Origin of the sequence: Erythrobacter sp. JK5 (genome assembly GCF_018205975.1) — a bacterium.
In the GTDB taxonomy this organism is placed as follows: domain Bacteria; phylum Pseudomonadota; class Alphaproteobacteria; order Sphingomonadales; family Sphingomonadaceae; genus Erythrobacter.
In genome coordinates, this window is record NZ_CP073577.1 from 670,410 (window position 1) to 692,842 (window position 22,433).

A 22,433-nucleotide genomic window follows, 5' to 3' on the forward strand; every position below is an offset into this window, starting at 1 on the left:
CGAATTTGCCAGCGTCAGCGCAGCGGATGCGCGATCAGGTCCTGTCCGATCATCACCCGGTGCCCGTCGGGCGTGCGCACGGCGAATTCGCGCATGTCCCATTCCTCGGTGGTCGGCGGCTTGATGATCTCGGCCTTGTCGCGGTCGATCTCGGCGAAGTAGGCGTCGACATCGGTGACCTCGATATAGCCGAAATACTGGTGATCGCCGAGTTGCGCTGGCGGGATCGCATCGGGGCACGAACCGAGCATGATCATGCAGCGCCCGCGCTTGACGAACACCCATCCGCCAAGGTCCTTGAGCGCGTCGAACTTCATCGCATCGACCCACCAGCGCGCGGTCGCCATCGCATCGGGCACGGCGAGCACAAAGTTGAGGTTGGTGATTTCGGGACGACGTCTGCTCACAGGTTCGCGCACCCGACTACCGCGGCGTCGATCGCTGTCGCCGCACCGGCAAGCGCATAGCGATCGGTAAACCGGCGACCGCTGGTGTCGCGACCGGTCACGCTCATCGCGGTGGCGGAGCGGAGCGCGGCAACGATGGCGGCGTCCATCCGGCTGTCCTGCGCCCAGGCATCGCGCCCGCGCGTCGGCAACGCGAACCGCCGATCGCCGATGCGAAGCGTCGCTCCCGTATCGCCCACCGTCCGCGACAGCCGCAGGTGCACCTGGTTGCGCAGCCGCTGTTTGGGCCAGGTGGCAATGCTGGCGAAGCTGCCTTTGCCGTTGCGCGGCTTCGCGATGGCATAGCAGCGCGGCTGGTCTGCATCGCGAAACGCGGCCCAGCTGGAATAGACGCCCAGGCTGTCCCTCGCCGCAGCGGGGTCGGATAGCGCGAGGGCGGCCAGCGCGATCGCGGCGGTGAGCCTAGTCATACCGGATCGCCATCACTTCCCATTCCTTCGCGCCGCCGGGCAGCGTGACGGTTCGCACATCGCCGACCGATGCCCCTTTCAACGCTCTCGCCATGGGCGATTTCCAGCCGATCCGGCCTGCGCCGGCGTCCTGCTCGTCATCGCCGACCAGCGTCACCGTCTTGCGGTCGTCGTCATCGTCGGCGAGTTCGACGGTCGCGCCGAAATATACGCTTCGTTTGTCGGGCTGGTGGGACGGGTCAACCACCCGCAGCGCCTTCATCCTGCGGGCAAGGTAGCCGAGCTCGCGGTCGATCTCGCGCATGCGCTTGCGGCCGTAGAGGTAATCGCCGTTTTCGCTGCGATCGCCATTGCCCGCCGCCCAGCTGACGATCTCGACGATTTCCGGTCGCTCGGTACCGAGCAGGTGATCGTAGCGCGCCTTGAGCGCCGCCATGCCCGCAGGCGTGATCGGTGGCCCCTGTTGCTGCCCCATCGCGAGGCCTAGCGGAGGAACGAGTCGATCGTGCGCGGCTGCCCCGCCTGATCGGGGTACATGTGCGAATAGCTCACCGCGTTGCCGAGCACGCGCATGATGTAATAGCGCGTCTCGAAATTGGCCGGGATCTTTTCGACCCAGGTGACCCAGTCGATTTCGCCGCGACGCGGATCGCCGTTGAGCCGCAGCCACTCGTTCACGCGGCCCGGACCGGCGTTATAGGCGCCGACCGCCAGCGGATAGGCGCCACCGTAATAGTCCATCATCCGCGCGAAATAGGCATCGCCCAGCCGGATGTTGTAGCTCGGGGAATCGATCAGGCTCGCCGACATGTACTGCACGCCGAGCTTGCCCGCCTGTTCGCGCGCGGTGCCCGGCATCAGCTGCATGACCCCGCGGGCCCCGGCATGGCTCACACGGGTCCGGTCGAATTCGCTTTCCTGGCGCGAGATCGCATGGACCATGGTCCAGTCGTTGACGAGCGGAGTCTGGACGGTCGGGAAGCCCACGCGCTCGAACCCGGACAGCCCGTTTTCACCGGCCTTCATGCCGACCACAACGGCCATCTCGTTAAGCCCTGTCTCGAGCGCCAGCTGGGCCACCAGCGCCATTTGTCCGGGGGTCTTGGCGGCTTCGCCGATTTCCTCGAAGAACCGCCGCTCGGTCCGCCAGTCGCGCCGGTTCGCGGCGATCGCGCGGATCGCCTGCGTCAGCGGCTGCCGCTCGAATTCGGCGCGGGCGTCGGCATCGAGAGCAACGTCGGGGAGGGGTTCGAACTGCGGCATCGGCCGACCGAGTGCGCTGATCGCCAGCTGGCCGTAATAATAGTGCGGCCACTGCGCCGCCATTTCGAAATAGCGCGTCGCTTCGCCTTGCATGCCGGCCTGTCGTGCCGCCCGACCGGCCCAGTAATACCCCTTGGCCTTGGTCAGCGGCGTGCGTGCCGCATTGCCGTAACGTTCGAACAGCGGGGCGGCGCGGCGTCCGTCGCCAAGCCGCCACAGGGCATTGGTGCCCCCATCCACATCAGGTCGGTGTAGCGATCGCGCAGGCGGAACGAGCCCTGCGAGATGTCCGCACCCGGAGCGAAGATGTCGTCGATGCGGCTGGTGATGTCGACCGTATCGGTTGCGCTCGCGGCCTTGGCGACGGCGAGCATGTCGCCGAGGAATTCCTCGGGATCGCGCGCCGGCGCTTCGAACGCCGGGCGCGTGGCCAGCAGCCGCACCGCTTCGCCGACCTGCCGTTTCGCCCACAGGTAGTTGAGAAGGTTGAAGGTGAATCCGGCGTCGCGATTGGCCGCGTTCGGGATCGCGAGACCGGCTTCGCGCGGTGTCGATCCGTTGAGCAGCGACAGCCGCGCCATGGCGAGCGGGCGGTCGCTTTCGCGCAGGTTGATCACCTGCCGGGCCGCAGCCTCGCGTTCGCCCTGCCACAACAGTGAGTCCATCCGCGCCGCGTGATCATCGTCGCTGAAACGCGACCCGTAGAGGCCCGCAATATAGGCTTCTGCCGGGCCGCTCATCCGTCCACCGCGCCACGCATCGCGCGCGACCTCGAACGCACCGGCGTGCTGGGCGGCCGCAAGCGTCAGCGCATACCGGGCGCGCCCGGCATTGGTCAGCGGCGGGTGAGCGCCGAAAAACCGCAGCAGCTCGTCGGTTGGCGGAGCCTCGTTCTCCAGCGCCGCCTCGGCGCGCAGGCGAATGATATCGAGCCGGGGGAAGGTTGGATTGGCGACTGCAAATCCGGCATATTGCGCGAACGGCAAATTGCGGTTTTCCTGCAGGTATTCCCACATGCTGATCGCGGAGCCGATCGCCCGCTGCTGCTGCGCGACCATCGGCTGCGCGCCCACGCTGCGGCTTTGCTCAGCCGATGCCGGGACGGCAAGCGCGGCGGTAGCAACCGTGGCCAAGGCGGCCAGAGTTGCGGGACGAACGAACGAAAATGTGGATCGCAAACATGTGGCCATGCTGGACATAGTGGGAGTCTGCTCCTTATCAGGCGCTGAACGGTGGTTTGGCGCACAAATCTGCGCCGCGCCAGAGAGATAAATGCTGCAATCGGGAATTATTCAATGTTCAGCGGATCGATACCCGCTCTGGTGACTCCTTTTCGCGACGGATCGTTCGACGAGGCGGCGTTTCGGAAGCTGGTCGACTGGCAGATCGAGCAGGGCAGTTCGGCGCTGGTCCCGTGCGGGACCACCGGCGAGGCGTCGACCCTCTCCAACGCCGAGCATCACCGCGTGATCGAGGTCTGCATCGAGCAGGCGGGCGGGCGGGTGCCGGTGATTGCCGGATGCGGCAGCAACGATACCCGCAACGCGTTGCTGCACATGACCTTCGCCAAGAAGGCCGGGGCGGCGGCGGGCCTGTGCGTCGCGCCCTATTACAACCGCCCGAGCCAGGCGGGGCTGATCGCCCATTTCAGCTTTCTCGCGGAAAACAGCGATCTGCCGATCGTGCTCTACAACGTGCCAAGCCGGACGGTGACGGATATCGAGGACGAGACCGTCGTGACGCTGGTCAAGAAATACCCCGACCGCATCGTCGCCATCAAGGATGCGAGCGGCGACCTGTCGCGCGTGGCCGACCATCGCATGGGTCTGTCGAGCGAGTTCTGCCAGCTGTCGGGCAACGACGAATTGTGGCTGCCGCATTCGGCGGCGGGCGGGCGCGGGGCGATCTCCGTCACCGCCAATGTCGCCCCGGCTCTGTGCGCCGAGTTCCACGCGGCGATCGCGGCAAACGAGCTCAAGAAAGCGCGCGAACTCAACGACCGGCTGTTTCCACTGCATTATGCGATGTTCTCCGACGCTTCGCCCGCGCCCGTCAAATATGCGCTCAGCCGGGTGCATGACTGGATCGCGCCGACCGTGCGCCTGCCGCTGGTTGAAGCGAGCGACGCCTCGCGCGCGGCGGTGGACGAGGCGCTGGTGCACGCCGGGATCGTCGCCTAGAGCACCTCGTCCTCGTCGAGCAGCGCTTCGGCAAAGCCTTCCGGCTCGCTTGCCATGATCGCTTCGGTGATGCCTTCGATCCGTGCGCCGACGCGTTCGGGGTGCGCGACCGAGGCGATGTGGAACAGCGCCTCGCCCTGATGCACCACCGGCAGGGTCGAGTGGCCGATGACGATCCCGTCGATCGGACTGACCACCGCTTCCGGCTCTTCGCCCAGCAAACCGCCGACCGTTGCCAGCAGGTCGCCTTCACGAACCGGATCGCCCGAGCTCTTGGCCCGGTGCGCCACGCCGCCACGCACCGAGCGCACCCAGGTGGTCTTTTTCGAGCGCGCGGGGACGCCGATCTCGGTCAGCCGGTGATCGTCGGGGATCATGCCGAGATGTTCGAGCACACGCAGCACGCCCGCAACCCCGGTCTCGATCGAAAGGTCGTCGAAACGCAGTGCTTCGCCCGCTTCGAGCAGCAGCATGTCCACCCCGTTATCGGCGGCAAGCGCGCGCAGCGATCCATCGCGCAGCGGCGCTTCGATGATGACCGGCGCGCCGAATGCCATGGCCAGTTCGACCAGCCGCGCATTGTCCGCTGCGATGCGGATCTGCGGCAGGTTGTAACGGTGGACGGCGGCGGTGTGGATGTCGATACCGAGCGAGGCGCGGCTCACCACTTCGCTGAAGAAGACATGCGCCAGCTGCCCGGCGAGCGAGCCGTTCTCGTTGCCGGGAAACGAGCGGTTGAGGTCGCGCCGGTCGGGCAGATAGCGGCTGTGGTTGAGAAAGCCGAAGATGTTGCAGACCGGAACCAGCAGCACCGTTCCGGCAAGGTTTTCCGGCTCGATCTCGCGCACGAGCCGCTGCACTACCGCAGTCCCCACGATCTCGTCGCCGTGGATCGCGGCGCTGACGAACACGGTGGGTCCAGGCTTTGCGCCATGCACTACCCTTATTGCGAGCGCCGAGCTCGTCCCCGTGGCCATCGTGGTAATTGGCAGCCGGATATCGCACGCCTCGCCGGGCGCAACCGTGTGGTGCGCGATCGTGAAGGGGGCAGGTTGTGGCTCGTGCATGCTTGACTCCGGCAGGTCCGTGTCGCCTGCTGCTGCACCCATAGCGGAATCTATCGCGCGTGCTGCAAGCTTTGTGTTCGAGGCTGTATTCCGGCTTGCGCTTAATCCGGCGGGTTGTGCTGCTCGACGAAGCGGACGGCCTGTTCCAGCATCAACTGCCGTGTCCCGGACAGCGACAGCCAGTGATCTTCGCCATCGAGCGTCACCATCTCATACGGCTTGCCGGCGTCCTTGAGCTTGTCGGCCATCTTGAGCGAATGGCTGTAGGGAACGACGACATCGTCCTTGCCGTGGATCAGCATGATCGGTGCATCGGCGCGCGCTGCAGCGCGCAGTGGCGACACCGCGTTCCAGCTTTCGCGCGGGCCGAGCTGTTCGAGCAACGCGACCTTGGTGGTGCGCTCGCTGCCGCTGCCGCGATAGTCCTCGCGATACATGTCGGCGATGTCGCTCACCGGTGCGACCGCCACCGCGCAGCGATAAATGCCCTGTTGCAGCGTGACGCCGGCGAGCGCGGCATAGCCACCATAGCTCGCACCGACGATGCAGGCGCGCTCGGGATCGACGATCCCGGCCTGCGCCAGTGCTGCTAGTCCGTCCGACTTGTCGGTCTGCATCTTGCGGCCCCATTCGCCATAACCGGCCAGGCGGAAACCGCTGTCGCGATTGGTCGACCCGCGGAAGTTCGGCTGCAGCACCGCATAGCCGCGAGATGCGAAGGCCTGCGCCCACCAGTCGAATTCCACATTGTCGTGGCTGTGGGGGCCGCCGTGCGGCAGGATCACCACCGGCAGGTTGCTCGCTTCGCGACCGGGGGGCAGCGTCAGCACGCCGTCCAGTTCCATGCCGTCGCTGGCGACATAGTCGAATTTCGAGATCGGGCCGACGTGGTCGGGCAGGATCGCGAGTCGTTCATAGGCGATCGCATCCGCTTTGCCTGCGGCGAGATCGACCGCAAAATAGGTGCCGCTGTCCTTGTTGCCGCTGGTCTGCACGATCACGTGACCGAGATCGTTGGTCCAGTCGACCATGCGCATCTCCAGATTGGGGAACGCCGCGCGCACGGCCCGTGCGGCCTTCTGGTGATTTTCGACCTGGAACACCGGTTTCAGGTTCTCGCCCCCTCGAGATAGCCCATCATGTGCCCCGTGCTGTCGTCGAAGAACACGCGGTCGACGTCGACATCGGCGAGGAACGGGGTCATCGCCCCGCCGGCAAGTGGCACTTCGTACCACTCGATCCCGTTCTCGCCGCGCTCGGCAAGGATCACGCTGGTCCCGTCGTAGCCGAGCCCGACCAGCCCGACGCGCCCGCCGCGGTTGACCCCTTTCGCGATCACGCCATTGCCTGGCCCGCGCAGATCCCATTCGCCGGTGTTGTCATCGATATCGAGCGTCGCGGCGACTTCGCCCGCGGCATCGATCAGCCAGTCGGTATCGTGGCCGGGGCGGGCGGCATTGGCGATCTTCTTGACCGAGAAATCCTGCAGATCGACGCGGTAGAGATAGGGTCTGCCATGGTCGAATTCGTATTCCATCCGCCCGCTCCGCGTGAGCTGGATCGCGCCGTAGAACCCGTACCAGCGCCCGTCGATGTTGCGAATCCCGTAATCGCCGATGATCGCATCCACGAGCTCGCGGCGATTGCCGAAGATCAGCCCGCCCTCGACGCCTTCGGCCATCGGCAGCACGCGCGCGGTGAAGAATTCGGCCTTGTCGGTGGTGAAGTTGTAGCCGAGATCCTGCGTGCGGCTGGTCACCATCAGCAGCCGGTCGTCGCCGATCCACTCCATCCAGCGAATCTTGAGATCGCCGACTTCGAACCGGGAAACGAGTTTGGTCCGATCCTCGACCGCGACCACCGTGCGCTTGCCATCGATGTTGGTGAGCACCGCCAGCCGCTTGCCGCTGGGCGACAGGACCGCCTCTTCGACATCGGGCAATTTGCCATACTCGGCCAGCGTCGGCGGCTCCTGCGCCTGGACTGCGATGGGAGAAAGGATGAGCGAAACCGCAAGCGCGGCGGCACGAAGAAAAACACGCATGGAAAACACGACCCTGTTGCGACTGACCCCTTGAGTGCAACCGATCATCTCGATTTTTCGCGCAAAATCAATATTGGCGGGTGCGATTGCGCACGGGGCTTTGCGAATGTGGCATCAGCGCCTATCTGCCCCGCACCATGGCACGGCCGAAACCCGAAACCTTCGACAAGCACAAGACCGTCGCGGAAAACCGCCGGGCGCGGTTCGATTATCATATCGAGGACAAGTTCGAAGCCGGACTCGCGTTGCAGGGCACCGAGGTGAAGGCGCTGCGCGCGGGCGAGGCGAGCATTGCCGAAAGCTACGCCGAGGTGCGCGATGGCGAGGTGTGGCTGATCAATGCCAACATCCCCGAATACAGCCACGGCAACCGGCTCAATCACGAGCCGCGCCGCCCGCGCAAGCTGCTGCTGCACAACCGCGAGATCGAAAAGCTGTTCGGCGCGGTCGAGCGCAAGGGCATGACGCTGGTGCCGCTGTCGGTGTATTTCAACAAGCAGGGGCGCGCGAAAGTCGAGCTGGCGCTGGCCAAGGGCAAGCAGGCGCACGACAAGCGCGCCACAATCAAGGATCGCGACTGGAAGCGTGACAAGGCCCGCCTGATGCGTGACCGCGGATAGCGTTTGAGCCGGGCCGATCGGGCCGATTCCCCACTCGTCGATTCACCGGCTGGTCAGATCGCCTGGAGTACCCATATGACCATCATGGCTGGCCAGCTACACTTCGACGATCTTGACTTGCGCTACGCTGGCTGGCGGCGCAGGGCGGCTGCGCAATCATGAGCGCGAAACGCAACAAGACCTGGGCGGCCGATACGATCCGCAAGTACATGCCCTCTCGCGAAGAGATGAGCCGCAACAAGTATCTTGCGCCGATCGCCCACCGGTTCCTCTCGCCCGAATTGTGGCGTTTCACCCGCCGTTCCGTTCCGCGCGGGGTCGCACTGGGCCTTTTCGCCGGGTTCATCATTCCCTTCGGACAGATCTTCCTCGCGGCGTTTCTCGCACTTCCGGCTCGCGCCAACGTTCCGATTGCCGCGATGGTGACCTTCGTCACCAATCCGTTTACCTTCCCGTTCTGGATCGTCGTCGCCAACCAGGTCGGCGAGACCACGCTCAACATCGATCAGGCGGTCGGCGGAATCGCCAACGAGGAATTGCAGAGCGGCCGGCTGACGTGGCTGGTTGACCTGTTCGAGATGGCCGGAGTGACCGCCTTCGGTTTCCTGGTCCTCGCGATCGTGACCTCTGCCGTCGGATACCTCGTGGCGGGCGGTGTGTGGCGCGTGATCGTGGCACGCAAGCGGGCAAAACGCCTCGCTTCGATGGAGGCCCGTCTCGACCAGCGGCTCAATGCCAATTAAGGGCAGGTGCGGGCGAACGACGGCGCGGCGCGCGATGGGACAGGACCTTGCAGCGGTTGGAAGGCGAAGCGAACACTATCTCTGTAGATGACAACCGGCTGATGCTGGCGCTGCTTGGCGGCGCGCTGCTTACTAGTGCGATCGTCCTCTTCGCCGCGACGGCCGATGTGACGCTCACGCTCGCCTACGTGCTGGGCCTGACGGTGCTGATGCTGGCGGTGTTCGCGGTCGATCGGGTGCGATCCGCGCCTGCTGGGCAGGCCGTTGCGGCACCCGATTGGTCGGTTACCGTCGCAGCTATCGAGGAAGCCGACACCGCGATCGCGATCACCGACCGGGCCAATCGCCTGGTCTGCGCCAATCGTTCCTTCGTCGCGGCATTCGGCGCGGGCAGCGCGCCGCCGTCGCTGCCGCTCGGACGCGCGGGGCTCGAGGCGATGACGCGTCTCGCCCGCGAGGCCTGGCGCGATGGCGCGGCCGCGCTCGACGAACTTGCCGGGCGGGATGAGCGAGACGCCTGGAGTGTCAGTGCCGTGCGTGCGGGGCGCGGAGAGGACCATCTGATCTGGCGTTTTCGGGCGCTCGAGGACCAATCGTCACGAACGCTCGACGATCTCGATCTCAGGGGCCCGTTCGGACAGATGCTCAGCCGTGCAGGGATCGAGACGGCGATCACGACCGCGAACGGCGTGATCCGTTCGGTCAGCACCGGGTTCGCCGAGCGGGCGGTCGGCGACGAGGCGGCGACGCTCGCGGGGCAGGACTTCGTTTCGGTCCTGCGCTCGGACGAGCGCGATCGCATCTACTTCGCGCGCGAAGGGCGCGGCGGCACGCCGCAAACCCTGATCGACGTGCCGCTCGTCGATCCCGAAGAGTATGCCGGGATAGGGCCGGACGAGAGCACATCGCTGATGCTGCTGGTCGACAGCGGCGTGGGCATCGGCAGCGGCTGGGACGGGTCCTCGCAGGCCGGAGTCGCCCAGCTCGACGCGTTGCTCGCGCAGCTCCCGCTGGGCCTCGCGATGACCGATCGCGACGGGCGGTTCCTGTTCGGCAACGACGCCTTCCTGCGCTCGGTCGAGCGCGAGGGGAGAGGGCTGCCCGCCTTCCCGACCGATCTGGTGGTGCGCGAGGACAAGGCGGCACTGTCGGACGCGGTGCGCCGCCACGGACGCGGCCCGGCGACCAGCGGCAACATGGCGGTGCGCCTGATTTCGCAACCCGAAGAGCCGGTTTCGCTCGGCCTTGCGGGCGTGCGGGGACTGGGCGAGGCGGCGGTCTTGCTCAGCCTCGCGGATTCGAGCGAGGAAAACCAGCTCAAGCGCCAGGTGGCGCAAGCCACCAAGATGCAGGCGGTCGGCCAGCTCGCCGGCGGCGTCGCGCACGATTTCAACAACGTGCTCACCGCGATCATCGGCACCTGCGACCTGATGCTGCTGCGGCATACGCCGGGCGACAGCGATTATGACGACATCCAGCAGATACGGGCCAACTCGAACCGGGCGGCTTCTCTGACCCGGCAGTTGCTCGCGTTCTCGCGCCAGCAGACGCTGCGGCCCGAAATTCTCCAGCTGCCCGATGTGGTCAGCGAAGTCGGACCGCTGATCAAGCGGCTGCTCGGCGAAAAGATCAGCTATTTCGTGCAGCACGACCGCGATCTTGGCGCGGTCCGCGCCGACCCGCAGCAGCTCGAACAGGTCATCATGAACCTCGCGGTGAATGCGCGCGATGCCATTCAGTCGAACGTGCCGGGCGGGGCTGGCCGGATCTCCTTGCTGACCCGCAGTCTGCAGGCAAAGGACGTGATCCAGCTGGGTTCCGAAATCCTCCCGGCGGCGGACTATACCGTCCTGATCGTTCAGGACACGGGCGGCGGCATTCCGCCGCACGTGCTGCCCAAGCTGTTCGAACCGTTCTTCACGACCAAGGAACTGGGCAAGGGGACCGGGCTGGGGCTTTCCACCGCCTACGGGATCGTCAAGCAATCGGGCGGCTTCATCTTTGCCGACAATGTCTCCGACGCCGATGGAAAGATCGTGGGGGCGCGGTTCACAATCTATTTCCCGGTCCACCATGGCGAGGCGCCGCGCCGCCGCGAGCCCAAGGCGCAGACCGTATCGTCGGACTGGTCGGCCGGCGGCAAGGTCCTGCTGGTCGAGGACGAGGACATGGTGCGCGCCGTCGCCGAACGGGCCCTGTCGCGGGCAGGCTACGAAGTGACCGCATGCCCCGGCGGCGAGGAAGGGCTGTCCGCGATTGCCGAGGGCGGGGAGTTCGATCTGATCGTCAGCGACGTGGTGATGCCCGGCATGGACGGGCCAGCCATGGTCCGCGCGATTCGCAAGCAGCGGCCCGATATCCCCGTGCTGTTCATGTCGGGTTATGCCGAAGAGCAGCTGCGCAAGGACATCGATATCCCCGACATGCACTTCATCCCCAAACCGTTCAGCGTGGCGGCGATTGGCGACAAGGTCGCGGCGGTGATGCAGGAGGCGAAATCCGCCGAAGGAGCCGGTTGACCGGCGACTGCCTGCCTGTTCACCTTGGATAAAGCGCGGTAATCCATGATAAAGCCTGCAATCGAGGGGAGGGGTAAGCAATGTCTCGAGTCAATCTGACGGGCGCGATCAAGGTCGCGGCGCTTTCGGCAACCGCGCTCATGACGAGCGCAGCCGCCTCGCAATCGGTTCCCGGACCGGATGAAACCGCGCAGGGCGACGTTTCGGTCACGATCTACAACAGCAATCTCGCGCTGGTGCAGGACGTGCGCCAGCTTGATATCGCGCGCGGCACCAGCCGGGTCGAGTTTCCCGACGTTTCCGCCGCGATCCAGCCGCAGACGCTGAGCTTTTTCGCGCCCAATACGACGATTATCGAGCAGAATTTCGACTTCGATCTGCTCACCCCGACCAAGATGATGGAAAAGGCGATCGGCCAGACCGTCACCCTGCTGCGTACCAACCCGGCGACCGGTATCGAAACCCGCGAGCGGGCAAGGGTGCTCTCAACCGCCGGAGGCGTGGTGGTCCAGATCGGCGACCGGATCGAGGTGCTGCGCGACGACGGCCTGCCGGTGCGGGTGATCTTCGACCGGGTGCCGCCCAACCTGCGCGCGCGCCCGACGCTCTCGGTCAATCTCGACAGCAGCCGGGCAGGGGTGCGGCCGGTGTCGCTGCGCTATCTTTCGAGCGGGCTCGGCTGGAGCGCGGATTACGTCGCGCTCTACAACGAAGCGGGTGGCACGATCGACATGCAGGGCTGGGTCACGCTTACCAACAACAGCGGCACCACCTTCCATCGCGCCGACACGCTGCTGGTGGCGGGCAATCCCAGCGGATCGCGCGCGCGCGGCTTCGGCAACCGCGGAATGGTGCGGGCCGGCACCGAAAGCGCGGATCGCGAACGGCTGGGCGACTTCTACCTCTATCCGATCAGCGGGCGGACCACGATCGCCAACGCGCAGACCAAGCAGGTGAGCTTCCTCGATGTGCAGGCGGTGCCCGCACGCAAGGTCTATTCGCGCACCGTCGGCTGGCTGCAGAACGATACGCAGCCGGTGAACGTCGCGAGTGCGATCAGCTTTTCCTCCTCGCGCGATCAGGGTCTGGGCGACGCTTTGCCGGCGGGGACTGTGCGCTTCTACCAGCGCGACAGCCAGGGCACACCGCAATTCATCGGTGAGAACGGCATCGGCCACACCCCGATGGGGTCCGAACTCTCGCTGACGACCGGCGATGCGTTCGACATCTTCGTCCAGGCCGAAGTCGAGAAGCGCGAGACCATCACCACCCGCGAATGGGAACAGAGCGCGCGCTACCGCGTGATCGAGGATGGCGTCGAAACTTCACGGATCGAGGCCGAACGCCTCCGCAACAGGACCTTCTACCGCACCACCATGCGCTACAAGATCACCAACGCGAAGGACGAGCCGATCGAGGTCGACCTGACCCAGTCCGGGCTCGGTCGCTATTGGTGGGGCTGGGATTACCGGGTGGTGAGTGAGGATATCGTCGGCGAACAGATCAATTACGATCGCCGCAAATGGGTGGTCCCCGTTCCTGCCGAGGGCGAACGCACGATCCGCGTTACATTCGAGACCCGCTGGTAGGCGGCGGGGCCGGGACGATGCGGGCAACCGCGATACTCTCCCTCCTGCTGGCGCTGGTGTCGGCGCAGCCCGCTGCGGCGCGCACGATCGTGGAGGCGTCGGATCCGACCGATCTTTCGGTCACGATCTATCGCGATCCCGACCGCTCGGTCGGCGAGGAAATGAACCGCGACTGGCCGCAGGGCTTCGCGATGATAAGCGAGGTCCGCACAGTATCCCTTCCTGCGGGCGTATCGACCATCCGCTTCATCGGTGTAGCCGAAGGGATGGTCGGCGTCAGCGCGATCGTCACCGGCCTGCCGGGCGGGACGATCGAGAAGAACCGCAACGCCGAACTACTTTCGCCTGCTGCGCTGGTGAACGGGGCCCTGGGCAACCGCATCACGATCACCCGCACCAATCCCGCCACGGGTGAGGCGCAGTCGGAACAGGCCATCGTCCGCACCCGCGCCGATGGCGGGCTCGTGTTGCAGACATCGCAAGGCTACGAGGCTGTGCGCTGCGCAGGGTTGCCGGAAAAGCTCACTTTCGACCGTATCCCGGACGGCCTCTCTGCCAAGCCGGTCTACACGATCGACACGCAGACACCCGAGGGCGGCACCTACGAGATCACGCTGACCTATCTCGCCTGGGGCTTCGACTGGCAAGCGGACTACGTCGCCACGATCCATCCTGCTCAGGAGCGCAGCAAGGGGCGCGGCGACGAATTCACGCTGCAATTGCTGAGCTGGCTGACGCTGCTCAACGACAACGATCAGAGCTTCGACAACGCCAGGCTCCAGATCATCGCCGGCACGCTCAATATCGAAACCGATTTCGAAGGCCTGTCGGATCCGCCCGTGGCGCGACCTCTGCGGCTGACCTGCTACCCGTTCGGCAGCACCGCAGCCGGGTCGCCGATCGCCTATCCGCCGCCGCCTTCTCCTTCGCCCTCCGCTCCGATGGGAGCAGTGGCCGACGAGATGATCACGGTCACTGGCGCCCGGATGCGAGCCGAACTCATGGAATCTGCAGCGCCCGTCAGCGTGGTGACGGCGGAAGAGGAGAATCTCGGCGATCTCAAGCTGTTCCGCGTGCCGGACCGGGTCGACGTTTCGGCCAAAGGAATGAAGCAGGTTGCCTTCCTCAACCAGGACGAGGTGAAGGCCCGATTCCTCTACACCGCCGAATGCGATCCCTACGGTTGGTTCGGGAGCGGGGTCGATCCCCAGCCGGCCGGACTGTTGCTGGCGACAAGAAACGACGAGGAAAAGGGGCTCGGTCTCGCGTTGCCGCAGGGGGCGATGAAACTCTTCGAGCCCAGCACCTTCGGCCCGCAGCTCGCCGCAACCACCGAACTGCGCGATTATGCGCGCGGCCAGGACGTCGAGCTCGAGATCGGTGAAAGCGCGCAGGTCTTCGCGCGCTGTGCGCGGCTGGTGGAAGCGGAATTCGATCCCGATTCGCGCAAGTGGACCAAGATGCAGGCGACGATCACCAACGCCAATCCTCACCCCGTCACCATGCGGCTCAAGCTGGGATGGGCCGGGGACTGGGACGTTCGCTTCCCGCGCGAGAAGGTGTTCGTGAAGGATGGGTACGACGTGGTCGAGGTGCGGATCGCAGCCAATTCCTCGCGCGAATTCAACTGGCGCCTGCGCAATACCGACGCCGACTGAATCAGAGAGTCGACTCCGATCGCGCCCTGCGAAAAAACTTTCGTTCCCCACTTGTTCCATCAGAACAAATCAGATACATGATCTCCGACACGGGGGCGCGAAGGTCCACCGAACAGGGGCGGTTAAAACTCTCTAACCGGCTCTAGGCAAGCGAAGGAGGTCATGCGATGGCTACTAATCTCAAGCTGGTAGAGAAGGAAAAAGACGTGGACCGTCAAAAGGCGCTCGACGCCGCGCTGGCCCAGATCGATCGGGCGTTCGGCAAGGGTTCGGCGATGAAGCTCGGCTCGAAAGAGGCGATGCAGGTCGAATCGATTTCGTCCGGTTCGCTCGGGCTCGATATCGCGCTCGGGATCGGCGGCCTGCCCAAGGGCCGCGTCATCGAGGTCTACGGGCCTGAAAGCTCGGGCAAGACGACGCTGGCGCTGCATGTCATCGCCGAGGCGCAGAAGGCCGGCGGCACAGCCGCCTTCGTCGACGCCGAGCACGCGCTCGATCCGGTCTATGCCAAGAAGCTCGGCGTGGACATCGACGAACTGATCGTCTCGCAGCCCGATACGGGCGAGCAGGCGCTCGAAATTACCGACACGCTGGTCCGCTCGAATGCGATCGACGTGCTGGTGGTCGACTCGGTCGCGGCGCTTGTCCCCCGCGCCGAAATCGAAGGCGAGATGGGCGATGCCCATGTCGGCCTGCAGGCGCGGCTCATGTCCCAATCGCTGCGCAAGCTGACCGGGTCGATCAACCGTTCCAAGTGCATGGTGATCTTCATCAACCAGCTGCGGATGAAGATCGGCGTCATGTACGGCAATCCGGAAACGACCACCGGAGGCAACGCGCTCAAGTTCTACGCATCGGTACGGCTCGACATCCGCCGCACCGGCCAGATCAAGGACCGCGACGAGGTGATCGGCAACTCGACCCGTGTGAAGGTGGTCAAGAACAAGGTCGCCCCGCCATTCAAGCAGGTCGAATTCGATATCATGTACGGCGAAGGTATCTCGAAGATCGGCGAGATTCTCGATCTCGGGGTCAAGGCCGGCCTGGTGGAGAAATCGGGGAGCTGGTTCTCCTATGACAGCATCCGTATCGGTCAGGGCCGCGAGAACGCCAAGACCTACCTCAAGGAAAATCCCGAAGTTTGCGACCGGTTGGAAGCCGCCATACGCGGCCGGACCGACGAGGTTGCCGAGGAGATGATGACGGGCCCGGACGCGGATTCCGACGACTGATCCTCAAGCGGGCAGAGCGGGCATCGATCCCGCGCCCGAAAGACCGGAAGACCGGCGCATGCGAGCCTCCCCCTGGTTCAAGGCATGCGCCGGTTTTTCTATTGGTCCATCCATGCCGGACGAAGAGGGGATGGCGCAGCTATGCATCGCGCCATGCGCGACGCGCCGCCTGCTGCACGCGGTGGCTTGTCGCTCGCGCTCGCATTGCCTAACTGCGCTGCCATGACTTCTACCAACGAACTCCGCCGGTCTTTCCTCGACTATTTCGGGAAGAACGGACACCAGCAGGTGCCGAGCGCGCCGCTGGTGCCCTACAACGATCCCACCCTGATGTTCGTGAATGCGGGAATGGTGCCGTTCAAGAACGTCTTCACCGGGCTGGAGACTCCGCCCGCACCGCGCGCGACGTCTTCGCAGAAATGCGTGCGCGCCGGGGGCAAGCACAACGATCTCGACAATGTCGGATACACCGCGCGCCACCACACCTTTTTCGAGATGCTCGGCAATTTCTCGTTCGGCGACTATTTCAAGGAACAGGCGATCCACCATGCCTGGACCCTGCTGACCGGGGAATGGGGCATCCCGGCCGAGCGCCTGACCGCAACGGTCTACCACACCGATGACGAGGCGTTCGATCTGTGGCGCAAGATTTCGGGCCTGCCCGAGCAGCGCATCATCCGCATTCCCACCAACGACAATTTCTGGTCGATGGGCGATACCGGACCCTGCGGGCCGTGTTCGGAGATCTTCTACGACCATGGCGAGGATATTCCGGGTGGCCCTCCGGGCAGCCCGGACGAGGATGGCGATCGCTTTGTCGAAATCTGGAACCTCGTCTTCATGCAGTTCGATCAGGGCGCCGACGGTGAGCGCCGCGACCTGCCGAAACCGTCGATCGACACGGGCATGGGGCTCGAACGGATTGCTGCGGTGCTGCAGGGCGTCCACGACAATTACGACACCGATACCTTCAAGGCTCTGATCGCGGCATCGGAGCACCTGACCGGGGTCGAGGCGCGCGGCAAACATTCCGCAAGCCACAGGGTGATCGCCGATCACCTGCGCTCGACCAGCTTCCTGATGGCGGACGGCGTCTTGCCGTCCAACGAGGGGCGCGGCTATGTCCTGCGCCGGATCATGCGCCGCGCCATGCGCCACGCGCATCTGCTGGGTGCGGGCGAACCGCTGATGCATCGGCTCGTCGGTAGCCTCGTCACTGAAATGGGGCAGGCTTATCCCGAGCTGGTGCGGGGGCAGGCGCTGATCGAGGAAGTGCTGCTGCGCGAGGAAACGCAATTCCGCCGCACGCTCGACAAGGGTTTGAAGCTGCTTGATGAGGCGACCGGCGACATGGCCGAGGGCGGCGAGCTCGACGGCGAAACGGCGTTCAAGCTCTACGACACCTTCGGCTTTCCCTACGACCTGACCGAAGACGCATTGCGCGCGCGCGGTATCGGGGTCGATCGCGAAGGCTTCGATGCGGCGATGGCGCGCCAGCGGGCGGCCGCCCGCGCGGCGTGGAAGGGTTCGGGCGAAGCGGCATCGGGCGAGATATGGTTCGACATTGCCGAACGCGAAGGCGCGAGCGAGTTCACCGGATATGCCGCAACTTCGGGCGAGGGCAGGGTGGTCGCGATCGTCCGTGATGGCGCGGAGGTCGGTCGCGCCAGCTCCGGCGACGAGGTGGTGATCCTCACCAACCAGACCCCGTTCTACGGCGAAAGCGGCGGTCAGACCGGCGACACGGGCGTGATCCACACGCCGGGCGGGTTTTCGGCCACGGTCACAGACACCAGCAAGCCGCTCGGGCGGCTGCACGCGCACCACGCCAAAGTCGAGGCAGGCGAGATTGCGGTGGGCGAAAACGTCCAGCTCGATGTCGATGCCGAACGCCGCGCCGCAATCCGTGCGAACCACTCGGCCACCCACCTTGTCCATGCCGCACTGCGCAACCGGCTCGGCGAGCACGTGACGCAGAAGGGTTCGCTGGTCGCGGAGGACCGTTTGCGATTCGACTTCTCACAGCCGAAGCCGCTCGCCGCCGAAGACATCGCGGCGATCGAAGCAGAGGTGAACGCCGAGATTCTTGCCAACGAGCCGGTCGCCACCCGGTTGATGAGCCCCGACGACGCGGTCGAGGCCGGTGCGCTCGCGCTGTTCGGCGAGAAGTATGGCGATGAAGTGCGGGTGCTTTCGATGGGCCGCAAGGCCGATGGCGCACGCAACTACTCGGTCGAACTGTGCGGCGGTACGCATGTGAAAGCCACCGGCGATATCGGGTTGTTCCGGATCATTTCCGAAAGCGCGGTCTCTTCGGGCGTGCGGCGGATCGAAGCGCTGACCGGCGAAGCGGCGCGCGCCTGGCTGGTCGAGCGCGAGGAAATGTTGAAGGCCGCCGCCGGCACAATTCGCGCCACGCCAGAGGAAGTGCCCGCGCGACTTGCGGCACTGCTGGAAGAACGCAAGCGGCTTGAAAAGGAGCTCGCTGAAGCGAAGAAAGCGCTGGCGCTGGGCGGAGGCGGGTCGGCCGATGGCGGCTCTGTCGCCGCAGACGAGGAGATCGCCGGTGTCAAGTTCAGCGGGCAGGTGCTCGATGGGCTGAACCCCAAGGAACTGCGCCCGCTGCTCGACGAAGCCAAGCAGCGGCTAGGTTCCGGGGTCGCGGCAATCGTTGCGGTCAACGAGGGCAAAGCCAGCATCGCTGCCGCTGTGACCGATGATCTGATCGGGCAATTCAGCGCGGTCGATCTGGTGCGCGCGGGGGTCGAGGCGCTCGGCGGCAAGGGCGGCGGCGGTCGGCCCGATATGGCTCAAGGCGGCGGCCCCGATGGGGACAAGGCCGCAGCCGCAATCGAAGCGGTGAAGGCGGCTCTCGGCGCCTAGGTCGCGATCCCGCCACGCAGCAGGCTAGGCGCTCGGCGTTTTCTTGGTGACCCCGTCGCTGCCCCGCGGCACATCGTTGCCGCCCGTATCGCCGGGCTCGTCGCGATGCGAATGATCGGGCGCGCCGTCCTTCAGCGGGCCTTTCATGTTCTGAGGCTTGAACTTCTCGTCGTTCGGGATCGGCTTGGTCGGATCGGACTGATCGGTCATGGGATTCTCCTTTCCCAATCAACGCATGAGGGCGGAGAAAGGTTCTGGATCGCCGATCCCGATCTTCAGGTGGAGATGCTAGAAGTTCTCAGTTTGGGCTTTTCCTTCAGCCCTCCGTCGCGTTCGAGCTGGACCCGGTATTCGTCGCGCTTCTCGTGGATCGAGGCGATCACCGGACCCATTGCCACCCCGATATCGACCAACACCGCTTCGGACAGTTGCAGCGTTGCTTCCAGCGTTTCCGGCACGGCGTGGCTCGCCCCGGCACGATAGAGCTCGGCGGCGTGTTCGGTGTCGCGCGCGCGCGCGACGATCAGCAGGTCGGGATAATCCTGCCGCAGTTTCGATACGAGCCTTTGCGCCAAGACCGGTTCGTCCATCGTCAGCACCACCGCGGGCGAATTCTCGATGCCCAGCCGCGTCAGCGCGTCACCGCGCGCAGCATCGCCGAAAGTCGCCCGGTACCCGTCGCGCTTCACCCGCGCGATCATGTCGGGATCGGAATCGAGCAGAACATAGGGTTGCTTGTGCGCTTTCAACATGTCTGCAACCAGCCGTCCCACGCGGCCGCCGCCTATGATGATGGTGCGCGTTTCGTGTTCGTCTTCCTCGGGCAGTTCGGGAAGCGCTTCGACCCGGCGCGCGATCACCCGGCCCAGTTTGGCCAGCAGCGGCGTGACCGTCAGCCCGATCGCGGTGACGATTTGCCAGAATTGCGCAGTTTCCCGGTCGACAACCAGCGCGCTGGTGGCGGCCGCAAGCACGATCAGGGTGGTTTCGCTGGGGCTGGCCATCAGCACGCCGGTTTCTGCAGCAGTGCTGCGCCGCGCGCCCATCAGGCGCAACAAGATGCCGGTCACCAGCGCCTTGAACGTCAGCACCCCGACCACGGCGAGCGTGATCGGCACGATGTTGGTCCAGATGTTGAGCAGGTCAATGCTCATCCCGATCGTGATCAGGAACACCCCGAGCGCGAGGCCCTTGAACGGCTCCATGATTGTTTCGACCTCGCTGTGATACTCGGTTTCCGCGATCAGCAGCCCGGCGATCAGCGCGCCGACGATCGGAGACAGGCCGGTGGCCGACGTGGCGAGGCTGGCACCGATGACGACCAGCAGCGAAGCGGCGAGGAACAGTTCGGGACTTTTCGTGCGCGCGGCCTGCGAGAACAGGCGGGGCAGGGCATAACGCCCCAGGATCAGCAGCGCGATCACCACCAGACCGCCCTGCCACAGCGTATCGGTGAGGCCGGTCCAGCCTTCGGACTGGGCATAGGGCGACAGCGCGCCGAGGACGAAAATGATCGGCACGATCATGATATCCTCGAACAGCAGCATCGATAGCGCCGCGCGGCCCACGGGGGTGCGCGTGCCCGAGATCGGCAGCACAATCGCGGTCGACGAAAACGCGAGGGCGAACCCCAGCGCAAGCGCCCCGGTCCAGTCCTGCCCGGTCGAATAGCCCAGGAACGCGGCGAGCGATGAGCCGATGATCAGCAGTTCGAGCGCACCGAGGCCGAATACGAGCTTGCGCAGCTGCCACAGGCGGTTGAACGACAGCTCCAGCCCGATGGCGAACAGCAGCAGCACGATTCCGAAATCCGCAAACGGCGTCAGCGCGTCGGGATCGGATATCGTTATGTGCGTGAGCCAGGGTATCTCCTCGACCAGCGCGCCGAGCCCGAACGGGCCGACCAGCACTCCGATCAGGATGAAACCGATAATGGGGGTGATCCGGAACCGGGCGAACACCGGGATCACGATCCCCGCCGCGCCGAGGATCACCAGCGCGTCGGACATTACCGGGGAGAGTTCGAGTTCGCCTGCCATGGTTATGGATTAGCCACGCGCTCGCATCGAGTCACCCACCGCCGTGACCTTTCGGTCCGCTGGAAACGGCCGGGCTGTGGGCCTGTTCCTCGCCCAGCGGATCGGAAATGTTGCCGACGCGCTTGTCCCACTCGATGCGATAGAGGTCAAAGCGCCGGTCGGCGAGGTTCTGCACGGTCCCTTCCGCGCGCGCCCACTGTAGGTCGGCGAGGTTCACGTCGCTGATCGTCAGCGTTTCGACGTTCTCGCTCGCTTCCGCGGCGATACCGTCTCGCGCGAAGGGGAAGTCGCACGGCGTCAGGATGCAGCTTTGCGCGTACTGGATATCCATGTTGGCAACGTTCGGCAGGTTGCCGACATTGCCGCTCATGACGACGTAGCACTGGTTTTCGATCGCTCGTGCGGCGCAGCAATAGCGCACCCGCAGATAGCCCTGACGGGAATCGGTGCAGAACGGCACGAAGATGATCCGCGCGCCTTCGTCTACCAGACGCCGGGCGAGCTCCGGGAACTCGCTGTCGTAACAGATCAGCACCCCGATCGGGCCGCAGTCGGTCGGGATCGCATCGATACTGTCGCCGCCCTTGATGTTCCACCAATACGCCTCGTTCGGCGTGGGGTGAATCTTCTCCTGCGCGTAGATCGATCCGTCGCGCAGGCAGACATAGGCGACATTGTGGATGTCGCCATCGGGCATGCGCGTGGGATGCGAACCGCCGATGATGTTGATGTTGTAGGCGAGCGCCATCTCCGACAGGCGCTTGCGGATCTTCGGTGTGTATTCGGACAATCGCTCGATCGCTTCGAGCGAGGACAGTTCCTGATCTTCCGCCGCCAGCAGCATCAGCGTGAACAGCTCCGGGAAGACTATGAAATCGCTTTCGTAATCCGATGCGACGTCGACGAAATACTGGACCTGCTTGATGAACTCGTCGAAGTCCTTCACCGCGCGCGCCTGCAACTGGCAGGCGGCGATGCGCACGCTTTCGACATCGCGCGGCAGCCGGTGCTTGGGCGGAGCGTCGCTGTCGACGTAGGGGTTGCGCCAGATCATGCGCACAGCGTTGCCGCGCGAAGCCTTGTCTTCGGGCAGATACCTCGGAAGGATTCCCTGCGGCTCGAACCCGTTGGCAAGCTGGAAGCGAAGCACCGGATCGTGGATCTTGTTGGCGAGGACCAGGTCGAGATATTCGCCGGGGTTTTCCGCGCGGTTGGTCTTGCGCCGCTTGGCCCGTGCATAGCCCGGCATCCGGCCGCCGAAAACGATGCCGGTCAGATCGTGGCGTTCCGCCAGCGCGCGGCGTTCCTCGTACAGCCGCCGCCCTAGCCGGGTTCCCCGCACCTTGGGGTCGACACACAATTCGTAGCCGTAGAGCCAGTCCCCGGTAGGATCGTGGCGCGATCCGAAGCCGTTGCCGGTAACCTCGTCCCACGTGTGATCCGACAGCGCGACCTTTTCGTCGAGCCGCATCGAAGCGCAGTAGCCGACGATCTTGCCGTCGAGTTGCGCGACGAAGCAGCCCTCGCGGTAATTGTTGATCTGCCCTCTGATCTCGCCCTGCGTGTAGGCGGGCAGATCGTCATAGGCGCGGCGGACCAGGTCGCCGATCGCGCGGACGTCCTTGAGTTTCGCTTGCCTGACTTCGAGCCGGGCCTTGGGGCGGGATTGGGTCATGCGGTTGCTTCCGGATACGCGAAGGGCGGCCCGCCGCGAAGGAA

General features: G+C 65.1%; 19 protein-coding genes. 8 read left to right on the forward strand and 11 right to left on the reverse strand.

Features of this window, described 5'->3' with window-relative positions:
• Nucleotides 1-14: 14 nt before the first annotated feature.
• From KDC96_RS03270 to KDC96_RS16345, 5 genes are read right to left on the reverse strand one after another with little or no spacing between them, the layout of a single operon-like run.
• On the reverse strand, nucleotides 15-407 hold the full coding sequence (locus tag KDC96_RS03270) for a VOC family protein (RefSeq protein WP_249171895.1): 393 nt from the start codon (nucleotides 405-407) through the stop codon (nucleotides 15-17).
• The gene (locus KDC96_RS03275; protein WP_212450669.1) at nucleotides 404-877 is read right to left on the reverse strand and encodes an invasion associated locus B family protein; all 474 of its coding nucleotides are present in this window, start codon (nucleotides 875-877) and stop codon (nucleotides 404-406) included. The genes KDC96_RS03270 and KDC96_RS03275 overlap by 4 nt, the downstream gene beginning before the upstream one ends.
• Nucleotides 870-1,352, reverse strand: a complete 483-nt coding sequence (gene greB / locus KDC96_RS03280) for a transcription elongation factor GreB (protein WP_212450671.1) — start codon at nucleotides 1,350-1,352, stop codon at nucleotides 870-872. The genes KDC96_RS03275 and greB overlap by 8 nt, the downstream gene beginning before the upstream one ends.
• A gap of 8 nt (nucleotides 1,353-1,360) precedes the next feature.
• On the reverse strand, nucleotides 1,361-2,380 hold the full coding sequence (locus KDC96_RS16340) for a lytic transglycosylase domain-containing protein (protein ID WP_249171896.1): 1,020 nt from the start codon (nucleotides 2,378-2,380) through the stop codon (nucleotides 1,361-1,363).
• Nucleotides 2,284-3,273, reverse strand: coding sequence for a hypothetical protein (locus KDC96_RS16345; protein ID WP_249171897.1), 990 nt, complete (start codon nucleotides 3,271-3,273; stop codon nucleotides 2,284-2,286). The genes KDC96_RS16340 and KDC96_RS16345 overlap by 97 nt, the downstream gene beginning before the upstream one ends.
• A gap of 162 nt (nucleotides 3,274-3,435) precedes the next feature.
• On the opposite strand from KDC96_RS16345, the gene dapA reads away from it, so the two are divergent.
• Nucleotides 3,436-4,320: a 4-hydroxy-tetrahydrodipicolinate synthase gene (dapA, locus tag KDC96_RS03290; protein ID WP_212450673.1), complete on the forward strand. Its 885-nt coding sequence runs from the start codon at nucleotides 3,436-3,438 to the stop codon at nucleotides 4,318-4,320.
• Here dapA and KDC96_RS03295 read toward each other — a convergent pair.
• The 3 genes from KDC96_RS03295 to KDC96_RS16355 form a co-directional block, all read right to left on the reverse strand.
• Nucleotides 4,317-5,387, reverse strand: coding sequence for a succinylglutamate desuccinylase/aspartoacylase family protein (locus KDC96_RS03295; protein WP_212450675.1), 1,071 nt, complete (start codon nucleotides 5,385-5,387; stop codon nucleotides 4,317-4,319). The two genes, dapA and KDC96_RS03295, sit on opposite strands and share 4 nt — an antisense overlap.
• Nucleotides 5,388-5,488: 101 nt before the next feature.
• Nucleotides 5,489-6,490 carry a S9 family peptidase gene (locus KDC96_RS16350; protein WP_249171898.1) on the reverse strand — a complete coding sequence of 334 codons (1,002 nt, stop codon included), beginning with the start codon at nucleotides 6,488-6,490 and terminating at the stop codon, nucleotides 5,489-5,491.
• Between the two features lie 5 nt (nucleotides 6,491-6,495).
• Nucleotides 6,496-7,431, reverse strand: coding sequence for a hypothetical protein (locus tag KDC96_RS16355; protein ID WP_249171899.1), 936 nt, complete (start codon nucleotides 7,429-7,431; stop codon nucleotides 6,496-6,498).
• Between the two features lie 137 nt (nucleotides 7,432-7,568).
• Between KDC96_RS16355 and smpB the strand changes: the two genes are divergently transcribed.
• The 7 genes from smpB (at nucleotide 7,569) to alaS (ending at nucleotide 18,675) form a co-directional block, all read left to right on the forward strand.
• Complete coding sequence (gene smpB / locus KDC96_RS03305; RefSeq protein WP_212450677.1) at nucleotides 7,569-8,051, forward strand: SsrA-binding protein SmpB; 483 nt, start codon at nucleotides 7,569-7,571, stop codon at nucleotides 8,049-8,051.
• A 158-nt stretch (nucleotides 8,052-8,209) separates the two neighbouring features.
• Nucleotides 8,210-8,794, forward strand: coding sequence for a DUF2062 domain-containing protein (locus KDC96_RS03310; protein WP_249171900.1), 585 nt, complete (start codon nucleotides 8,210-8,212; stop codon nucleotides 8,792-8,794).
• Nucleotides 8,795-8,895: 101 nt separating this feature from the next.
• A complete protein-coding gene (locus KDC96_RS03315) occupies nucleotides 8,896-11,313 on the forward strand; it encodes a response regulator (RefSeq protein WP_212452347.1) in 2,418 nt (805 codons plus the stop codon).
• A gap of 80 nt (nucleotides 11,314-11,393) precedes the next feature.
• Complete coding sequence (locus KDC96_RS03320; RefSeq protein WP_212450679.1) at nucleotides 11,394-12,902, forward strand: DUF4139 domain-containing protein; 1,509 nt, start codon at nucleotides 11,394-11,396, stop codon at nucleotides 12,900-12,902.
• Nucleotides 12,903-12,919: 17 nt separating this feature from the next.
• Complete coding sequence (locus KDC96_RS03325) at nucleotides 12,920-14,560, forward strand: DUF4139 domain-containing protein (protein ID WP_212450681.1); 1,641 nt, start codon at nucleotides 12,920-12,922, stop codon at nucleotides 14,558-14,560.
• A gap of 167 nt (nucleotides 14,561-14,727) precedes the next feature.
• Nucleotides 14,728-15,792, forward strand: coding sequence for a recombinase RecA (gene recA, locus KDC96_RS03330; RefSeq protein ID WP_212450683.1), 1,065 nt, complete (start codon nucleotides 14,728-14,730; stop codon nucleotides 15,790-15,792).
• 222 nt (nucleotides 15,793-16,014) lie between these two features.
• Nucleotides 16,015-18,675, forward strand: coding sequence for an alanine--tRNA ligase (alaS, locus tag KDC96_RS03335; RefSeq protein ID WP_212450685.1), 2,661 nt, complete (start codon nucleotides 16,015-16,017; stop codon nucleotides 18,673-18,675).
• Nucleotides 18,676-18,699: 24 nt separating this feature from the next.
• Here alaS and KDC96_RS03340 read toward each other — a convergent pair whose 3' ends face one another.
• The 3 genes from KDC96_RS03340 to KDC96_RS03350 all read right to left on the reverse strand — a co-directional run bounded on the left by KDC96_RS03340 (nucleotide 18,700) and on the right by KDC96_RS03350 (nucleotide 22,389).
• Nucleotides 18,700-18,885, reverse strand: a complete 186-nt coding sequence (locus tag KDC96_RS03340) for a hypothetical protein (protein ID WP_212450687.1) — start codon at nucleotides 18,883-18,885, stop codon at nucleotides 18,700-18,702.
• Nucleotides 18,886-18,950: 65 nt separating this feature from the next.
• Nucleotides 18,951-20,714, reverse strand: coding sequence for a cation:proton antiporter (locus KDC96_RS03345; protein ID WP_212450689.1), 1,764 nt, complete (start codon nucleotides 20,712-20,714; stop codon nucleotides 18,951-18,953).
• 31 nt (nucleotides 20,715-20,745) lie between these two features.
• Nucleotides 20,746-22,389 carry a bifunctional GNAT family N-acetyltransferase/carbon-nitrogen hydrolase family protein gene (locus KDC96_RS03350; RefSeq protein WP_212450691.1) on the reverse strand — a complete coding sequence of 548 codons (1,644 nt, stop codon included), beginning with the start codon at nucleotides 22,387-22,389 and terminating at the stop codon, nucleotides 20,746-20,748.
• Nucleotides 22,390-22,433 lie beyond the last annotated feature (44 nt).